13 protein-coding genes are annotated in these 17472 nt (G+C 68.4%); 3 read left to right on the top strand and 10 right to left on the bottom strand.

The annotated features are described in order from the left end of the window. Nucleotides 1-19: 19 nt before the first annotated feature. Nucleotides 20-1441, bottom strand: a complete 1422-nt coding sequence (locus CAL29_RS14965; protein WP_094853771.1) for an amidase — start codon at nt 1439-1441, stop codon at nt 20-22. A gap of 178 nt (nt 1442-1619) precedes the next feature. On the opposite strand from CAL29_RS14965, the gene CAL29_RS14960 reads away from it, so the two are divergent. Next, on the top strand, nt 1620-2723 hold the full coding sequence (locus CAL29_RS14960) for a Bug family tripartite tricarboxylate transporter substrate binding protein (protein ID WP_094853770.1): 1104 nt from the start codon (nt 1620-1622) through the stop codon (nt 2721-2723). Nucleotides 2724-2834: 111 nt separating this feature from the next. Here the strand turns inward: CAL29_RS14960 and CAL29_RS14955 are convergent, their stop codons facing one another. The 3 genes from CAL29_RS14955 to CAL29_RS14945 all read right to left on the bottom strand — a co-directional run bounded on the left by CAL29_RS14955 (nt 2835) and on the right by CAL29_RS14945 (nt 7156). Further along, nucleotides 2835-3758 (bottom strand): hypothetical protein, encoded by a 924-nt coding sequence (locus CAL29_RS14955; RefSeq protein ID WP_218831854.1) that lies wholly within the window; start codon nt 3756-3758, stop codon nt 2835-2837. Nucleotides 3759-3831: 73 nt separating this feature from the next. Further along, complete coding sequence (locus tag CAL29_RS14950; RefSeq protein ID WP_143277672.1) at nt 3832-4215, bottom strand: hypothetical protein; 384 nt, start codon at nt 4213-4215, stop codon at nt 3832-3834. Between the two features lie 196 nt (nt 4216-4411). After that, a complete protein-coding gene (locus CAL29_RS14945) occupies nt 4412-7156 on the bottom strand; it encodes a cation-translocating P-type ATPase (RefSeq protein WP_094853768.1) in 2745 nt (914 codons plus the stop codon). A 245-nt stretch (nt 7157-7401) separates the two neighbouring features. On the opposite strand from CAL29_RS14945, the gene CAL29_RS14940 reads away from it, so the two are divergent. Beyond that, entirely contained in the window at nt 7402-7614 is a 213-nt protein-coding gene (locus tag CAL29_RS14940; protein ID WP_094853767.1) for a hypothetical protein, read from the top strand. Between the two features lie 2 nt (nt 7615-7616). Here CAL29_RS14940 and CAL29_RS14935 read toward each other — a convergent pair whose 3' ends face one another. From CAL29_RS14935 to CAL29_RS14910, 6 genes are all read right to left on the bottom strand, one after another. Then, nucleotides 7617-8519, bottom strand: a complete 903-nt coding sequence (locus tag CAL29_RS14935; protein ID WP_094853766.1) for a pyridoxamine 5'-phosphate oxidase family protein — start codon at nt 8517-8519, stop codon at nt 7617-7619. Between the two features lie 44 nt (nt 8520-8563). Further along, nucleotides 8564-9175 carry a glutathione S-transferase family protein gene (locus tag CAL29_RS14930; RefSeq protein WP_094853765.1) on the bottom strand — a complete coding sequence of 204 codons (612 nt, stop codon included), beginning with the start codon at nt 9173-9175 and terminating at the stop codon, nt 8564-8566. A 143-nt stretch (nt 9176-9318) separates the two neighbouring features. Further along, the gene (locus tag CAL29_RS14925; RefSeq protein WP_094853764.1) at nt 9319-10221 is read right to left on the bottom strand and encodes a LysR family transcriptional regulator; all 903 of its coding nucleotides are present in this window, start codon (nt 10219-10221) and stop codon (nt 9319-9321) included. Nucleotides 10222-10376: 155 nt separating this feature from the next. Further along, nucleotides 10377-10580: a cold-shock protein gene (locus CAL29_RS14920; RefSeq protein WP_094853763.1), complete on the bottom strand. Its 204-nt coding sequence runs from the start codon at nt 10578-10580 to the stop codon at nt 10377-10379. Nucleotides 10581-10779: 199 nt separating this feature from the next. Further along, on the bottom strand, nt 10780-11016 hold the full coding sequence (locus CAL29_RS14915) for a hypothetical protein (protein ID WP_094853762.1): 237 nt from the start codon (nt 11014-11016) through the stop codon (nt 10780-10782). Between the two features lie 336 nt (nt 11017-11352). Then, the gene (locus CAL29_RS14910; RefSeq protein ID WP_094853761.1) at nt 11353-11847 is read right to left on the bottom strand and encodes an OsmC family protein; all 495 of its coding nucleotides are present in this window, start codon (nt 11845-11847) and stop codon (nt 11353-11355) included. A gap of 375 nt (nt 11848-12222) precedes the next feature. On the opposite strand from CAL29_RS14910, the gene CAL29_RS14905 reads away from it, so the two are divergent. Beyond that, entirely contained in the window at nt 12223-17442 is a 5220-nt protein-coding gene (locus tag CAL29_RS14905; RefSeq protein ID WP_094853760.1) for an autotransporter outer membrane beta-barrel domain-containing protein, read from the top strand. The last annotated feature ends 30 nt before the right edge of the window (nt 17443-17472 follow it).

The following is a 17472-nucleotide window of genomic DNA, read 5'->3' as shown; positions in this document are numbered from 1 at the left end:
GTCGCGGCTCGCCACCGGCTCAGGCGATGGGCCGCCTGTAATGCTGCGGCGTCAGCGCTTCGAAGGCCAGGGCGAGCTTGAGCAGCTCCTTGTCCTGGCCCAGCGAGCCGACGAACTGTATGCCGATCGGCAGTCCCGCGTCGTCGAAGCCGTTGGGCAGGCTGATCGCGGGATTGCCTGTCATGTTGAAGGGCATGGTCCACGGGAACCAATTGCTGCGTATGCCTTCGACGCGCTGGCCGTCGATCTCGATGGGCGAGTACAAGTCCTGCTCCAGGGGCAGGGCGGGACGCAGCAGGGTGGGCGTGACCAGCATGTCGGCGTCGGCCAGCAGGTTCTCGACGTGGCGGAACAGCCGGGTGCGGCTGAACATGGCCTCCTGGTAGTCAGCCGCGGTGAAGTGCTGCGCGGATTCGATCTGGCGGATGAAGGTGGCGCTGAAGTCGGACGGCCGCTCCTGGACCAGCTTGCCGAAACGCGACCGCCACACGGTGTGGTTGACCGTCCGCCAGATGGGTTCGACGTCGAATTCCTCGCCCGCCTCGAAGGGTTCGACCTGCGCGCCGGCGGCGGCCATGGTCTTCAGCGCCGCCATGAAGGCTTGCCGGACCGAGGGCTCGACCAGCTTGCCGCGGGGCGCCAGGCAGAACCGGATCCTGCGGCCGTGGAACGAGGTGACCGTCTCTTCGTCCCGCACCGGCGCCGTGCCGCGCGCCCGGGACCACGGATCGCAGGCGTCGCCGCCGGCCATCGCGTCCAGCATGAGCACGGTGTCCATGACGTTGCGCGAAATCGGCGTCACGTAGGTCTGGTTGCCGAAGGCGTCCTGGGCCTGGCTGTGCGGGACCACGCCCAGGCTCTGCTTCAGGCCGACCACGCCGTTGACAGAGGCGGGAATCCGGGTCGACCCGCCGCCGTCGGTGGCGATGCCGATGGACCCGATGCCGGCCGCGACCGCCACGGCCGCGCCGCCGCTCGATCCGCCGCTGGAGTGAGCGGCGCTCCAGGCATTGCGCGTGTCGCCGAACAGGGGCGAGCGCGTGATGCACTGGCTGCCGAATTCCGGCGTGGTCGTCTTGCCGACCAGGATCGCGCCGGCTTGCCTGAGCCGCGCGACCGCCACGGCATCCTGCGTCGGCACGTGATCCTTGTAGGCCACGGTGCCGTAGGTGGTGCGCACGCGCGCGGTATCGACCAGGTCCTTCACCGCATAGGGGATGCCGTGCAGCGGACCGAGATAGCGCCCCGCCATGATCTCCTGCTCGGCGGCCCTGGCGGCGTCGAGGGCGGCCTCGCCGCATAGCGTGATGAAGCAGTTGAGCGCCGGTTGCAAGCGTTCGGCCCGATCGAGCACGGCCCGGGTGAGTTCGACGGGAGAAAGGCGTTTCCCTTCGATCAGCCCGGCAAGTTCGACGGTGGACAGATAGCTCAAATCGCTCATGACTTCCTCATTCAGGGTGCTCGGTGGCACTGGGGTAAGTACCAATGTAGATACAATTGCGGCGTCCGTAGTATCCCAGAAAATCCAAAATCCGGGATACGGGCCTCCAAGGGGAATCCGGAAAGTTCCAAAATCCTGAAAAGGCCTCCAGGCGGAGGCCCCCCACAAGCGAGTTGGCATGACGAAGCCATTTTCCACGCAGTTCCCGGGCGCTTTCACTTTCACCTTCGATAAGCGGCGCCAGGCAAGTTCCCCGACGGGCGCCGGCGTGGCGGCACAGGCAAGACCCGGCAAGCTGCGTTACCTCGCCGGCCTGGCGCTGCTGGGCATCGCGCTGGCGGCCTCGGCGCCGCGCGCCCGGGCCGACGACGCGCCCAAGGACCTGCCCAAGGGATTGATCAAGATCGTGGTCGGTTTCGCCCCTGGCGGCGCCGCCGATTTGACCGCGCGCACCTTCGCCGAGCAGTTGTCCCGGGAAGGCGTCAAGGAAGTCATCGTCGACAACCGCCCCGGCGCGTCGACGCGCATCGCCAACAGCTACGTGCAGCGCGCCGCGCCCGATGGCCTGACGCTGTTGCTGGCGACGTCGCCGGCTTTCACGATCTATCCCTACACCTACAAGAACCTCGGCTACGACGTCGAGAAGGATTTCCGCCCGATCGCGCTGCTGGTCGATATCCCGACAGCCATCGTCACCGGCGTCGACCAGCCCTACAAGGACATGAAGGAGTTCGTCGCCTGGGCCAAACAGCATCCGAACAATGCCACGATAGGCCTGGCGGCGCAGGGCAGTTCGGGTCAACTTGGGACGATCGCCTTGGGCAAGGCCATCGGCGTGGACTTCGCTCCGGTCGTCTACAAGGGCGCCTCTCCCATGCTGGTGGACGTGGTCAGTTCGCGCGTTTCCATGGGTTGGGATGCGGCGGCGAGCATGGTGCCGCTGTACCAGGGCGGCAAGATCCGATTCCTGGGATTGAGCGGATCGGAGCGCCTGGCTTCCTTGCCCGGCGTCCCGACGGCGAAGGAGCAGGGCTATCCGCAGTTCGAGGCGGCGACCAGCTTCTATGCGATCTTCGCGCCGGCCGGCTTGCCCGACAAGACCGCGGCGGCGCTGGAGAAAGTCTTCCTGAAGGCGGCGCGCGATCCGTCGCTGGTGAAGAAGCTGCAGGACAACGGCCTGGTGGTCAAGCCGATGGACCACGCGCAACTGGCGCAGCGCGTGCGCACCGAGCAGGCATTCTGGGCGCCGCTGGCCAAGCAATCGGGCATACAGTTCGAATGACGCCGTGCGTCGTGACGCACGGCGCGCGGGGAGCGGCGGCCGGTCCCCGCGCGGTGCGATGGGGCATCCCATGCGCGGGAAGGCCGGCCCGGCGAGCTCAGCGCCGCGTACTTACTGCCACGCATCCCGCGTGCGGCCGCCGCGCGTTGCGGCGTAGGTGGACGAGAAGGCGCCGATCAGCATCGAAATGAAGGCCCACAGGGCGAAGCCGGCCGCGGCCTTGCGGGCGGCGTCGGCGGCTTCGAGCGCCTTTTGCTTGGCCTGGTCGGCCGCCTGCTTGGCGCTGTTGATGGCGTCGTCGATGCGCTTTTCGGCCGTGGGCTGGTCCACGCCCGTCTGCGCCGAGATCACGCGCGCCACATAGGTCTTGTCCTCCGGCGTGACGTTGCCGCGGGCGATGCTGGCGGCCACGATGCGTCCGACTTCGGCCTTGGCCGCGTCGCCTTGCGTGGCGTCCGGACGGTCGGAGCGGAACAGCATGTCGGTGAAGTATTGCGTGGACGACGACATGCCGCCGGCATTGCCGCTGCCGGCGCTGCTGGCCGCGCCCGCCGCCACCGCCGAGGTGGCCGCCGTGCCGACGCCCGACGCCGCGCTCGCGCCGACGTTCGCCACGCCGCTGATGGCCGACGAGGCGCCGGCCGTCATCAGGAAGGCGCTGACGGTGGCGCCCAGCGCCCACACCAGGAAGCCGTGGGCGGTGTCGCGGAAGAACACTTCATCGGAATGGACGTCGACCCACTTGGTGCGCAGGCGGCCGGCGATATAGCCGCCCAGGCCGGCCGAGATGATCTGGATGACCACCAGCCACACGATGGCGCCGATGCCTATGGCCTTGGCCGATGCGCCGTCGCCGCTCCAGGGAGAGGAGGACGCCAGCCCCAGGCCGGCGCCGGCGACCAGCAACATCAGATACGTGGCGGTGGCCACGAAGGCGCCAGCCAGGACGGCGCCCCACGATACCGCGGACCCGAAGGACTCGCGCTTGCCGATGGAGGCCGGCGATCCGGCGACATACGAAGGACTGGTTTCCATTTGGGTTACCTCGTTCAATTGGGTGATGGTGGCGCGGGCCTACGCAAACCGCATACCCGGGCTGGCGCCGCGGTCAGCGCGCCGGTTTTTCCGCGTTGGCGGGCGCGGCGCGGTCCTGGGGCGGCGGCGTATAAAGACGCTGCACGTCCTTGTTGGTGACCGCGTCGTTGTCGTCGCCGGGCTTGCCGCCGGCCGAAGACGCGGGCGGCGTGCCGGGCGGGGCATGGGAATCGCCTTGCGCGCCGCTGCCTTGCGGCCCGCTGCCGGAAGCGCCCAGGCCGCCGCCGCCTTGCCCGCCTTCCTGGTGCTGGCCTTCTCCCTCCTTGCCGGAGCCGGCGCCCTGGGCAAGGGCCGGCGGGCTCAGCATCAGCCCGGCCGCGCCCACGCCGGCCAGCGAGAGCGACAGCCCGCCGGGCGACGATACGGCCGCCGCGAGGGCGGCCAGCGAGATGAGCATGGCGGGGCGCCTGCCGCCTTTGTTCCTGGGTCCGTCGATGTGCATTTCCGTCTCTCCCTGAGCCAGCCGCCGCCCATTGCCGCGGCTGGCCGTCCGGGAGCAGGCGCCGTGCCCGTGAACCGCGTCCCGGGCGCCGCGCGCCCGCCTGATGAACAAGGCGGCGATGAGACCGTCCAAGGACGCCTGCGCCGGCGTCCTATCGCGCCATCACGGCATTGCGCCAGGCGGGCACCGAACGGATGACCAGCTTCTCCGCCTCGACGAAAAGGAAGAACAGCACCGCGCCCGCGAGCAGCCGGGCCCAGACCGACAAGGGCAGCGATTCGGTCGAGAAAATGGCCTGGAAGGGCGGGGCGTAGGTGAACAGCAACTGCAACACCACCACGGCGAGGATGCCGTACCAGAGCAGCGGATTGCCCCCGTGGGCCTGGGTGGACAGCGACGACAGGATCAGGTGCCGGCTGTTGAGCAGGTAGAACACCTGTCCCAGCGTAATGGCGTTGACCGCCGCCGTGCGCGCCATGGCTTCGGACGCCCCCTGCGTCTGCAGCGCGAAGAAGGTCAGCAGCGTATAGATCAGCAGCGCCGCGCCGACGAACAGGATGCGCCAGATGCCGAAGCGGTTGAGGATGGGCCGGTCGACCGCGCGCGGCGGCCGCTTCATCACGTCGGACTCGTGCGGCTCGAAGGAAATCACCAGCCCCAGGGCGACGGAGGTGATCATGTTCACCCACAGCACCTGCGGCGCGGTAATGGGCAGGGCGAAGCCGAACAGGATGGCCGAGGCGATCACGGCGCCCTGGGCGACGTTGGTCGGCAGCATGAAAAGTATCGCCTTCTCGATGTTGTTGTAGACCGTGCGGCCTTCCTTCACCGCGGCCGAGATTGACGCGAAATTGTCGTCGGCCAGTATCATGCCGGCCGCCTCCTTCGTGACCTCGGTGCCCTTGACGCCCATCGCCACGCCGATATCCGCCTTCTTCAGCGCGGGCGCGTCGTTGACCCCGTCGCCCGTCATGGCCACCACCTGGCCGTTGGCCTGGATGGCCTTCACCAGCCGCAGCTTGTGCTCCGGGCTGGCGCGGGCGAACACGTCGACCTCGCGCACGCATTCCCGCAGCGCCGCGTCGTTCATGGCTTCGATCTCCACGCCGGCGACCGCCGTCCTGCCGTCGCCGATGCCCAGCCGGCGGGCGACGGCCGCGGCGGTGGTCTTGTGGTCGCCGGTGATCATCGTGACCCGTATGCCGCCGTCATGGCACTCGCGCACGGCCTCGATGGCTTCCTTGCGCGGCGGATCCATGAGGCCCACGAGGCCCAGGAACACGAGGTCGCGCGGCAGGTCCCGCGGGTCCAGGCCGTCGGGGCGCCCGGCCAGGCCCGGGTTCGGCAGCCAGGCCAGTCCCAGCACCCGTTCGCCCCGCGCGGCGAGCCGTTCGCCTTCGCGCGCGAAATGCCCGCGATCGATGAGGACCGCCCCGCCTGACGTCTGCTGCCGGTCGCAGTGTTCCAGGATGACTTCGGGCGCGCCCTTGACCAGCAGCATGTCGCCGTCCGCCGAGCGGTTCAGCGTCGCCATGAACTTGTGCTCGGATTCGAAGGGGATGGCGTCCACGCGCGGCGCGGCGGCGGCGACCTCGCCGCGGTCCATGCCCAGCTTGGCGGCGAAGGGGTACAGCGCGCCTTCGGTGGGGTCGCCCTCGACTTTCCACTTGCCGTCGGCCTGGAAGAGTTCGGCGTCGTTGCAGAGGCATGAAACCAGGCACATCATCTTCAGCGTGTCCGGCACCGCGCCCGCGACCGGCCGGCCGTCCTGGCTGACTTCGCCTTCGCAGGCATAGCCGTCGCCGGTCACGTCGTAGGCGCCGTCCGCCGTCACCGCGGAGGTCGCCATCATCTCCATCAAGGTCAGCGTGCCGGTCTTGTCCGAGCAGATCCGGGATACGGATCCCAGGGTTTCGACCGCGGGCAGGCGCCGGATGATGGCGTTGCGCCGCGCCATGCGCTGCACGCCGATGGCCAGCGTGATGGTGATGAGCGCCGGCAGGCCCTCCGGGATGACCGACACCGCGATGCCGACGATGGCCTGGAACAACTGGACGAAGGTCATGTGTCCCAGCCAATGGCCCCAGGCGAAGAGCAACACGCTGACGACGCCGATCACGGCCGTGATCGTGTAGCCGAACTTCTTGATCTGGCGCAGCAGCGGGGTTTCCAGCAAGGTGACTTCGCCCAGCAACTGGTTGATGCGGCCCAGCTCCGTGTGGTTGCCGGTGGCCACGACCACGCCCGTCGCGCGGCCCGAGACGACCAGCGTGCCGGAGAAGGCCATGTTCGCGCGATCGCCCACGGTGGCGTTGGCCGATACCGTGGCGGCCGTCTTTTCGGCGGGAATCGATTCGCCCGTCAGCGCGGCTTCCTCGGTGCGCAGGTTCTTGACCTCGAGCAGGCGCAGGTCGGCCGGAATCTTGTCGCCCGATTCCAGCAGGACGATGTCGCCCGGGACCAGGTCGTCCGCGGAAATGAGACGGGCCGCGCCGTCCCGCAGCACGCGGGCGTGCGCCGATAGCATGTTGCGGATCGAGTCGAGCGCCTTCTCCGCGCGGCCTTCCTGCACGAAGCCCAGCAGGGCATTGAGAACGACGACGGCGAAGATGATGGAGGCGTCCAGCCACAGGCTCAACATCAGCTTGATGAAGCCGGAGACGAGCAGGACGTAGATGAGGATGTTGTTGAACTGGCCGAGAAGGCGGGCGACAGGGCCTCTCTTCTTGCCTTGCGGCAGGCGGTTGGGGCCGCAGGCGTCCAGCCGTTCGAGGGCTTGCGCCGCATCGAGCCCCTGGTCGGCGCTGACCTTCAACTGGCGCTCGACCTCGTTGGCCGGCAAGGCGTGCCAAGGCGTCCCGTCCGTTTCCGCGGCAAGCTGCTGGGCTGCTTTCATCCCCGTCTCTCCTGTTGCGATGCATTCGAGGGCGGGGGCAGCGGAACCGGAACTCACGCGTGGTGGCTATCCCCGGGCGTTGCCGACCGATGATAGCGGCCGTCCCGCGCCGCGGCAAGGCAAGCCGGGCGCGGAAGCGGCTTGTTGCACCCGCGCGCGCGGGCATGTGGCCGCATTTGACGTAGATCAACATCCGGGACGGCGTTGACGGCAACAGTAGGGGCAGAGACCGAGAGGAGCTGAAAATGAAGAGTGCGAATACCGAATCCTATGACATCGCCTGCCTGGCGTCGATGCTGATCCATTTCCTGACGACGGTCGGCGTCTCGCGCGACGAAGCGATCGAAGTGCTCAGGGCCGCGGAAGACATGCTGCCCGCGGCGAGCAAGCCGGTGGCGGTGAAACCCGCCGTGACCAGGAAGCACGAACCGGTCGAGGCTTTGGCGGTGGCGCTGTAGCGTCAGCCGGCCCAGCGCAGCGGCAAGGCCCGCGGACGGCGGACGATGCGCAGGGGCATGAAGCGCCACAGCCGCTCCGCGCCGTCGAACGCGGCAACGTCGGGCGTATCGGCGACGACCTCGGCGCGTCCGCTTATCTGCAGCAGGTCCCCGTTGGCGAAGTCGACGAAGACGAGACCGGCCCTGGCGTTGAGCATGATGTTGCCCAGGGTGTTGAAGAAGCGGTTGCCGTTGAAATCCGGGATCGTCATGCCGCCGTCGGCATCCAGGTGGACGAAGCCCGGCGTGCCGCCGCGATGGGAAACGTCGACCTGCCGCGCCCCGTCGGGCAGGTCCGCGTAGGACGCCACGAAGAAGGTGTCGGACCTGGCGATCAACGCCCTGGCCTCGGCATCCAACGTATCCAGCATTTGGGACGGGGCGTCGCTTTGTTCCGCGGGGTCGCGCGTATAGGCGATGGCGCGCTGGTGTATGTAGCGCGGGCAATTGCCGAAGCTCTGCGCCACCTCGATATGGGACGGCATGCCCCGGGCGTGGCGCAACACGCCGTTCATGCGGTTGCGCCGGCGGGTGGCCAGGTCGATGCCCAGCAGGCCCACCGCATTGCCGTCGTCGAACCCCTCGTCGGCCGGATCGTCGCTTTCGCGCGAGAGCGCGATGTCCAGGCGGCCGGGATCGGGAGACGCCAGGAAACCGGGCCGTCCCGCCCGCAGCGTGGCCCAGGCCGCGCCATCGCGCGCCACCGCTCCCAGCACGACGAAGGACAACTGCGCGAAGAATTCGCGGTGTTGGTCGGGCATGCGGTCGCGAATCAGGCGGCGGCCCAGGCCGTCCATCGCGTCGATCGCGCCCGCCTGCGTTTGCAGGGCCAGTTCGCCGGCGTGCCAGGGAGAAGGGGAGGCCATGAGGTTTCCTCGGCGTGTTTCCTCGGCGGGGAGTACCCGTTCGCTCAGGCCGCCAGGCCGACCGGGGTGCGCCGGAATTCCACGAACCCGGGCAGGGCTTCGACCCGCGCCAGCCAGGCCCGCACATGGGCGTAATCCTTCAAGTCCACATAGCCTTCGGGGGCGCGCGCCGTGTAGCCGTACAGCGCCACGTCGGCGATGGTCGGCTTCGGCCCGGCGATCCACGGGCTGCCGGCCAGCGCGTCGTCCATCCGCCGCAGGACGACGTGGGCGCGGGCAATGGCCGCCTCGGTGTCGACCGGCGCCGCGAACACGGTGGCCAGGCGGGCGGCGGCCAGCCCGAAGATGATGTCGCCGGCCGCGACGGTCAGCCAGCGCTGCACGGCGGCGGCTTCCTTGGGCGTTTCCGGCAACCAGTCCGTCTTGCCGTATTTTTTGCACAGATAAACCAGGATGGCATTGGAATCCGCGATGGCGGCGTCCCCATCTACCAGCACCGGAACCTGCCCGAAGGCATTGAGCTTGAGGAATTCGGGCTGCTTGTGGGCGCGCGCGGCCAGGTCGACCTCGACCAGCTCATGGGGGCATCCCAGGAGCGAGAGGAACAGGTGGACGCGGTGGGAGTGGCCGGAGAGCGGGTGGTGGTAGAGCTTCATGGCGGTAGTCCTATCGTTTCGGTTTTCGCGGCCAATGGCAGCGAATGCAAGGGTGAAACGAATGTTAGGAGTCCGCGCCGCCCGGAAAAACGGCTTCCGGGACAAGATATTCTTCTTGAAACAGCAATAATTGGGATTTGCGCCTAGCCGTTGAGGGACTCGTCCGCGCGCAGCCGGTCGACCGCCAGGTCCAGGAAAGCGCGCACTTTGCGCAAGGCGTGCCGGCCTTCCCGATGAATGAGATGGATGGGGGCGGCCGGCGGCTCGTAGTCGGCCAGCAGCACCCGCAGCTTGCCGTCCCGCAGCTCGCCGGTGATCTGGTAGGACAGCACGCGCGCCAGGCCCAGCCCGGCCGTCGCGGCGGCGATGGCGGAATCGTTGGTGGTGGTGGCGAAGCGGGGCGCGTAACGGTAGGGCAAGGGGGCGCCCTGGTGCGCGAAACGCCATTCGGGCAGGGTGCTGATGCCGGTGACCTGGATCAGCGTGTGCCGGGCCAGGTCGTCCGGCGTCCGGGGCAGGCCGTGCGCCTCCAGATACGACGGCGCCGCGCAGACGACACGCCGCACCCGGCCGACCGGGATGGCCCGCAAGGTGGAATCCGGCAATTCGCCAATGCGCACGCCGACGTCCATGCCTTCCTCGATCAGATTCACGTTGCGGTCCAGCAGCAGGCAGTTGACGTCCACTTCCGGATACCGCCGCAGGTACTCGACCACGATGGGGGTCACGTGCCGGGCGCCGAACAGCACCGGCGCCGTCACCGCCAACTGCCCGCGCGGCGTGGCGTGCGCGCCGGCCGCCGCCAGCTCCGCGTCCTCGATCTCGCCCAGGATGCGCTTGCAGTTCTCGAAATAGGCGGCGCCGGTGTCCGTGGGGCGGACGACGCGCGTCGTGCGGGTGAGCAGGCGGACGCCGAGATGGGTCTCCAGCTCGGTCACGACGCGGCTGACGACCGACAAGGAGACGTCGAGCTTGCGGGCGGCCGGGGTGAAACCACCGCTTTCGACCACGGCGACGTAGGTCTTCATGGCCTGCATCAGGTCCAAGGCAAGGCTCCCGGCGATAAAAAAAGGCCCCCACGCCGCGCGGCTGCGCCGCTTGCTGCCCCCCGAGGGGGCGCTTTTCATCTTGGGAGCGGCCCGGCGATGAAAAAAACCCTCCGAAGAGGGCTTTTCGACTACCGTTCAGCTAGTCCGAAGACTTACAGCACGGTGATCTTGGTGGCCTGGGGACCTTTCTGGCCCATGGCGGGGACATAGCTGACGCGCTGGTTTTCTTGCAGCGACTTGTAGCCTTCACCCTGGATTTCGGAGAAATGGGCGAACAGGTCATTGCCGCCCTTTTCGGGGGTGATGAAGCCAAAACCCTTTTCCGAGTTAAACCACTTGACGATTCCGGTTTCCATGAATTGCGGTACCTTGATGAGTTACGGACACGTGTCCGGGAGGGAGATGATCAAGGCAAGAACATGGACAAATGTGCGCACCACTTACTCGTGCGCGGAGGAACAATATCAGGGCACTTGAAAATCTGGCGTTCACTATGGGGGCGAGTCAGCGGCGAGTCAAGTTTTATTCGCGATTTCGTGCGTATAAAGTCAAAAATTAGTGAAATCGCTCAAACGGCTTCTCATCAATCCAACGCAGCGACTTTCGCAGCTTTGTAACCAGGTCCTCGACCTGCTCGTGGCTGAGCAGAAATACTTCGGTCGATTCCACCGCCGATTCGGCGCCCGGCTCCGACCGGCCGATGCGCAACAGGATGGTATCGCTCGGTCCTGCCAAGGCGCCGACGTCGATGCTGGTGACGTGGGTGAGGCCTTCAATGTCGATCGTCTCCATGGATGCTTTGCCTTAGGTAACGCGAACCGGCATCCCGGGGGCGCGGGGCATCGAGAATGCCGTGCACCGGGCGAGGGGCGGGGCCGCTGGCCAAAAGGAGGCTCGTCAGAGCCCATTGAGGGTCGAGCGTGCAGGATATCGGGTCGGATATATGAGGGTTCGTCTCCGAAGATTGACGCAAGGTTTCAAGACTAGCACGCCCGGGCGCGCCCCGGGGAGCGGCGGTTTCCCCCAATTAAATTCCCCGTCGTCCGTCCGGGGCGGCCGTCGAATCGCCGCGCCGCCGGCGGCGCGCAGCCAATCCGGCGTCCGGTAGCCGCCGAGGTCAGCGCGCCGTCAGCGTTCCGCCGGCTCGACGGCCGACTCGATATCGATGACCGGTTCGCACCGGATGGGAAAATTCACGGAATTCGCGATATAGCACTTCTCATGGGCGGCGTGATGCAGGCGCGCCGCCAGTTCGGCGTCGCCGCCGGCCGCGATCGTCACGCGCGGCCGCAGGACGATGTCGGTGAAACGCCCGCCGGCCGGGTCGTCGGCCATGGCGCCGACGGCGTCGTCCATATAGGACAGCACGCGCACCCCGGCGTCCGCGCACAGATGCAGGTACCAGAGCTTGTGGCAGGCGGACGTGGCGGCGACCAGCAGGTCTTCGGGATTCCAGCGGGCGGCGTCGCCGCGGAAAGCCGGGTCGGCCGAGCCCGGAATGTCGGGCTTGGCGCCCGCCCGGATAAGGTGGTCGCGGCCGTATTCGCGATAGCCGGACGTGCCGCTGCCCTTGTTTCCCGTCCACTGCACGGAGACCCGGTAAATGTGCTTGCCATGTGCCACTGCGCGCTCCAAGAGATGTCGAATTGCTATTTTGATACGGTCTGTCGCAAATCAGCCTCACCGCCGCAAGGGCTAGAGCATACGCCCGGCCTTCTTCCCATGGCCTAGGACATTTCTCCCGCGCTCCGCCGCGACCGCGGCCAGGGTGCGCCGCACAACCCTGGCATGGCGCCGGCACGGGCCCGGCGGGCTCGTCCTTCCCTCAACCCGCGCGCATCGCCTGTTCCTCCGCCACCTTTCCGATGTCTGTTCGGCCTAGGACGAGTTGTCAATTGGTCGGGACGCATTTCGAACGAATCATGGATCACACCTCCTGGCGTGGATCGCCTACGACCAAGGGGGATCCCGATACCGCTCGATACCGTAGGCCCGCCCATGAACAGGTTTCACAAGATCGTCTGGAATGTTTCCCGGCAGCAATATATCGTCGCCTCGGAATTTGCCCAGGGCAAGACACGATCCACATCCGCCTCGCGCCGATCGGGCGCCCGCCCGGCGCCGCGCGCGCTGCATCGTGCGATGGTCCTGACGGTCCTGGCCGCGGGCATCGCCGGCCCCGCGCTGGCCATGGCGTCGAGCTGCAAGACGGGAACCGCCCAGCAATCGGCGCCGGTGGGCGGGCATTGCGCCATCGCGGACTACAACCCGCCCGTCAGCCAGAACGGCGCGGGCGGCGCGGTGGTGAATCATGGGCAGACCGTCACGCTGACGGGCACCTCGGTCGTCGGCACCGGCTACAGCGGCAACACGACCGTGCCGGCCGACTCGGTGAACGTCGTCGCCGGCACCTTCGACTCCAGCGCCGTGGTGACCGGCCCGCAGAACGTGACCGTCAGCGCCAGGAACCCCGCCACGGGCGCCAACGTGACCTACCGCACCTACGATTCGGGCGCGTTCACGGACCAGTCCAATCTCGCCACGCCGGTGAACCAGTTCGAGGACGTCGCCGGCGATATGTATTACCACGCCTCGCTGGGCCGCGTGGACAAGACCGGCGGCACCCTGAACGTGAACCTGGGCGCCACGCCCAGTGGCGCGCCATCGTCCAACGGCATCCTGATGGTTTCCAAGCAGACCTATCTGACCTCCGCCGACGGCAGCGGCAACGCCGACAGCCGCGTCGTCTGGCGCTCGCGCAACGCCATCGACATGGGCATCGATCCGGGCCTGCCCACGCCCGACGTCAACACGGGACAGTTGACCGTCAGCGTGCCGGTGACCACCTACGCGGGCAGCGTGACGTTCAACGGCGTCGCCTACACGGTCACCAATGCCGCGGAGCTGGCCGCCTACAACGACGTGCTCGTCGCGGCCCTGAAGAACGGCACGCTGACCTCGCAGCAGGCCTATGACGCCGCCTTCGCGCAGGCCTACACGACCGTCGACACGCCGGTCACCTACAACACCAATACGACGGCCGGCGACCTGGCGCGCGCGCCCAACGGCGACCGCTACGCCATCCTGGCGTCCGGCCGCAACGGCTCGGCCGTCGTCGCCGCCGGCGGGCAGATCGACATCACGCGCGCCTCGGGCGCCATCAAGGCGACCGACGGCGCCACCGCGACCAATCACGGCACGCTGTCCGGCAACGTCATCGAGCAGCTCGTGCGGGTCGACAACGGCGCGCATTTCATCAACGCGGCCGACGGCGTGGTGTCCAGCGGCTACCTGGCCGGCGACAAGCTGGACACCGCCACCGCCGACACCTTCTACTACACGGGGTCCGGCGTGATCGCCTCGGGCGCCGGCAGCACGGTGCAGAACAGCGGCGTGATCAACGTCTCGGGCTTCGCCTATACCGGCAACACCTCGGTCGGGATGGGATTGGCGCAGGGCGCCAGCGGCAACAACGACGGCAATATCAACGTCGGCGTGAACCCGGGCTACGTGACGACGGCGGTGGGCGTGAACGTCAGCGGCGGCAGCAGCTTCACCAACGCCGCCGGCGGCACCATCTACATCGGCCGCGCCGCGCAATACGGGCTGGCCGACGCGGCGCCCGACGTCGCCATCTCCGCGCCGACCTACGGCGTGCGCATCATGGATACGGGCGACAGCGCCGTCAACGTGGGCCATATCGTCATCGGCGGCCAGGCGCAAGGGGCGGTGGGCATGTATTCCACCGCGCCCGTCAACTCGCTGCTGCTGAACACCGGCACCATCGACGTCACCGGCAGCGCCGCCGGCATGCCTCTTGCAAACATCGGCATGATGGCCGACGACAACGGCGCGGCCGGCACGGGCGCGGTGGTGCGCAACGCGGGCACGATCAATCTCACCGGCGTCAACGGGGTGGGGGTGATGGTCAACGCGGATCCCGGCATCGCCGCCAACGCCGAATCCACCGGCACCATCAACGTCGACGGCGGCGCCGACGTCGCCTCCGGCACGCGCAATTTCGGCGTGTGGGTGAACGGCGCGCAGGGCGTCGCGCAGGTCAGCGGGGCCGTCAACCTGACGGGCACGGGGGCGGTGGGCGTCTTCGCGCAGAACGGCGGCACCATCAACGTCGACGCGGGCGCGGTGCCGCAATTCCTCGCCGGCACGGACCAGATCGGCTTCTATGCGGCGGGCGCCGGCTCCAGCATCAACGTCAACGCCAGCGTGCTGTCGGTGGCGACGGACGGCTCCACGCTGTTCCGCGTCGCCGACGGCGCGGCCTTCACCGGTTCTTCGACCGCCGGGGCGCTGGACATCACCGTGGCCGGCAAGGACGGCCGCGGCGTCGTGGCCACGGGCATGGGCACGACGCTGTCCACCGGCATGTCCACCTATCGCGTCACGGGGGCGGCCGGCAGCGCGGGCGGGGCCGCGGCGGTGGTGGCGGAAGGCGGGGCCACGGGCACCATCGACGCCGGCACCACCATCGTGCTGGCGAACGCGGGCGCCACGGCCGGCATCGTCGACGGCCAGGCGCACGACTTGACCAACGCCGCGGTCGGCGATCCCGTGGCCACCACGCTCACCAACAACGCCGCCATCCGCTCGGATACCGGCGGCGCCGTGGGCTTCGTCGCGCGCAACCTGGGCACCTTGGTCAACAACGCCGACATCGCCTTGACCGGCGCGGGTTCCACCGGGGTGATCGTCGGCCCGCTGGGCACGGTGAACAACACCGCCACGATCCGCGTGGCCAACGGCGACGGCGCCCTGGTGCAGGGCGCGCAGGCCAGCCTGTCGAACAACGGCATCATACGGGCCGACGACGGCACGGCGGCGGTCCACCTGACCGGCGCGGGCGCCTCCGTGGCGTTTTCCGGGTCGGGCCTGGTGCAGGCCGGCGGCGCCGCCGACGGCATTCTCATCGACGACACCGCCGTCAACGGCCGCGTTACCGGCACCGCCGGCACCATCGTGATCGACGGCAGCGGGATGGCGCTGGACAACCGGGCGGCGGGCGGCGCGATCACGCTGACGGATACGTCGATACGCACCAACGGCAATGGCGCGGCCGGCATCAGCTCGTCGGGCTCGAACGGCGAGATCGTGCTGTCGGGCGGCACGGTGAGCACCGCGGGGACCAATGCCGTCGGCATCTACGTCAGCAGCGCGGGACGCCTGCAGATGACGGACACGACGCTCACCACGCAGGGCGGCGGCGCGCACGGCATCCTGCTGGACAACGGCGCCACGGCGGCGCTGTCGCGCGGCGCCGTCTCGACCCAGGGGACGGGCGCGGCGGCCCTGTACGTCGAGGGGCCCGACGGCGCCGCCACGGTCGCCGGCACCACGCTGGCCAGCGCGGCGGGCGCCGGCGCGCAATCCAATTCCGGCGGCACGCTGTCGCTGCGCGGCGCCACCGTCGCCGGCGCGACCTCGGGCCTCGCCGTCACCGATACGAAGGGCAACGGGCAGGCGTCCAACATCGCGGTGTCCGGCGGGACGCTGGCCGCCACGGCGGGCAACGCCATCGACGTCACGGGCGCCCGCGCCAATATCGTGCTGGCCGACGGCGCGAACGTCACCGCCGCCTCGGGCACGCTGTTGAACGTGGCCAACGCCAGCACCGTCAACCTGTCGGCCCAGGGGGTGATATTGAACGGCGACCTGATCGCCGACGCCAGCAGCAACGGCGTCGTCAACCTGAGCCAGGGCACCGTCCTCACGGGCCGCATCGATCCCCTGGACGTCAACGTCGACGCCTCCAGCACGTGGAACGTGTCGGCGAGCTCCGTCACCGGCGCGCTGTCCAACGCCGGCACGGTGGCCTTCGTGCCGCCCACGGGCGATCCCAGGCAGGCCGCCAGCTACAAGACCGTGACGGCCTCCAGCTACGTCGGCGCCAACGGCACCGTGGCCTTGAACACCTGGCTGGCCGGCGACGGCTCGCCCTCGGACCGGCTCGTCGTCAACGGCGGGACGGCGACGGGCGCCACGGCGCTGCGTGTCGCCAATACCGGCGGCCCCGGCGCGGCGACCACCGGCGACGGCATCAACGTGGTCGCCGTGACCGGCGGCGGCAGCACCGCGCCCGGCGCCTTCCGCCTGGCCGGGCCGGTGCAGGCCGGCGCCTATGAGTACCTGCTGTACCGCGGCGGCAGCAGCAATCCCGACGATTATTTCCTGCGTTCCACCTTGCAGGATCCGCAGGGCGGCGGCGGTTCCGGCGGCGGCAGCGCCCCGGTCGCCTACCGGCCGGGCGTGGTGGGCTATACGCTGACGCCCGCGATGAACCTGGACTACGGTTTCACCAACCTGGGCCGGCTGCACGAACGGGTGGGCGACGTCTACAGCACGGAGCAGAACCAGACCGGCAATCGCAACGGCGTATGGGGGCGCATGGGCGGCTACGGCGTGCAGGCGGACGCCGGCGACCGCTTCTCGGTGAACCAGTCCACCTTCTTCATGCAGTTCGGCAAGGACTGGACGCTGGCGCAGGATCCGGAAGGGGGCAGCACCCACGCGGGCGTCACGGCGAGCCTGGGCGTGACCGACGCCAAGTTCAAGGACGGCGCGCGCGACCTGAATTCCATGCTGTCGGACCGCACCGGCAAGGCCAACACCCAGGCCCAGAGCGTGGGCGGCTACTACACGAAATACCTGCGGGACGGCTCGTATTGGGATTCCGTGGCCCAGGTCACGCACTATCGCAACAAATACGACGACATCTACGGGGACAGCGGCAAGCAGAACGGCTTCGGCATCGCCTTGTCGCAGGAAGTCGGCAAGCCCTTCCTGGTCATGCCCAAGCTGGCCATCGAACCGCAGGCGCAGTTGATCTATCAATACCTGAAGCTGAACCGCTTCGACGACGGCGTGTCCAGCGTGTCGGGCACCAGCGACAATGCCGTGCGCGGCCGCATCGGGGTGCGCATCTATTCGCCGAACGTGCACACCGAAGACGGCACGGGCGCCGGCACGCCGTATATGACCATCGACGTGCTGCACGACTTCGTGCCGGCCAAGGCGGTATCGGTGGACGGGGCGTCCCTGCGGCCGAATTTCAGCCGCACCTGGGGCGAACTGGGTTTCGGCCTGAACGAGAGCATCGGAAAGGGCAGCCAGCTCTATGCCGCCATCAAGTTCACCAAGAGCCTGGATGGATCCGACAGGAAGGGCGTCTTCGGGCAGGTGGGATACCGCTATAGCTGGTAGCGGGCGGGTAGGGCGGACAGAGCGGGTGCA

It is taken from the genome of Bordetella genomosp. 10 (genome assembly GCF_002261225.1).
Classification (GTDB): Bacteria; Pseudomonadota; Gammaproteobacteria; order Burkholderiales; family Burkholderiaceae_B; genus Bordetella_C.
The sequence above is the reverse complement of the archived record's forward strand: the minus strand, read 5'-3'. Positions and strand labels throughout refer to the sequence as shown.

What these genes read in the sequence shown, in the direction of transcription:
- CAL29_RS14940 (WP_094853767.1), top strand. Translation starts at nt 7,402, where the DNA reads ATGAAGAGTGCGAATACCGAATCCTATGACATCGCCTGCCTGGCGTCG.
- CAL29_RS14965 (WP_094853771.1), bottom strand. Translation starts at nt 1,441, where the DNA reads ATGAGCGATTTGAGCTATCTGTCCACCGTCGAACTTGCCGGGCTGATC.
- CAL29_RS14950 (WP_143277672.1), bottom strand. Translation starts at nt 4,215, where the DNA reads ATGCTCATCTCGCTGGCCGCCCTCGCGGCGGCCGTATCGTCGCCCGGC.
- CAL29_RS14960 (WP_094853770.1), top strand. Translation starts at nt 1,620, where the DNA reads ATGACGAAGCCATTTTCCACGCAGTTCCCGGGCGCTTTCACTTTCACC.
- CAL29_RS14930 (WP_094853765.1), bottom strand. Translation starts at nt 9,175, where the DNA reads ATGAAGCTCTACCACCACCCGCTCTCCGGCCACTCCCACCGCGTCCAC.
- CAL29_RS14945 (WP_094853768.1), bottom strand. Translation starts at nt 7,156, where the DNA reads ATGAAAGCAGCCCAGCAGCTTGCCGCGGAAACGGACGGGACGCCTTGG.
- CAL29_RS14935 (WP_094853766.1), bottom strand. Translation starts at nt 8,519, where the DNA reads ATGGCCTCCCCTTCTCCCTGGCACGCCGGCGAACTGGCCCTGCAAACG.
- CAL29_RS14915 (WP_094853762.1), bottom strand. Translation starts at nt 11,016, where the DNA reads ATGGAGACGATCGACATTGAAGGCCTCACCCACGTCACCAGCATCGAC.
- CAL29_RS14920 (WP_094853763.1), bottom strand. Translation starts at nt 10,580, where the DNA reads ATGGAAACCGGAATCGTCAAGTGGTTTAACTCGGAAAAGGGTTTTGGC.
- CAL29_RS14955 (WP_218831854.1), bottom strand. Translation starts at nt 3,758, where the DNA reads ATGGAAACCAGTCCTTCGTATGTCGCCGGATCGCCGGCCTCCATCGGC.
- CAL29_RS14905 (WP_094853760.1), top strand. Translation starts at nt 12,223, where the DNA reads ATGAACAGGTTTCACAAGATCGTCTGGAATGTTTCCCGGCAGCAATAT.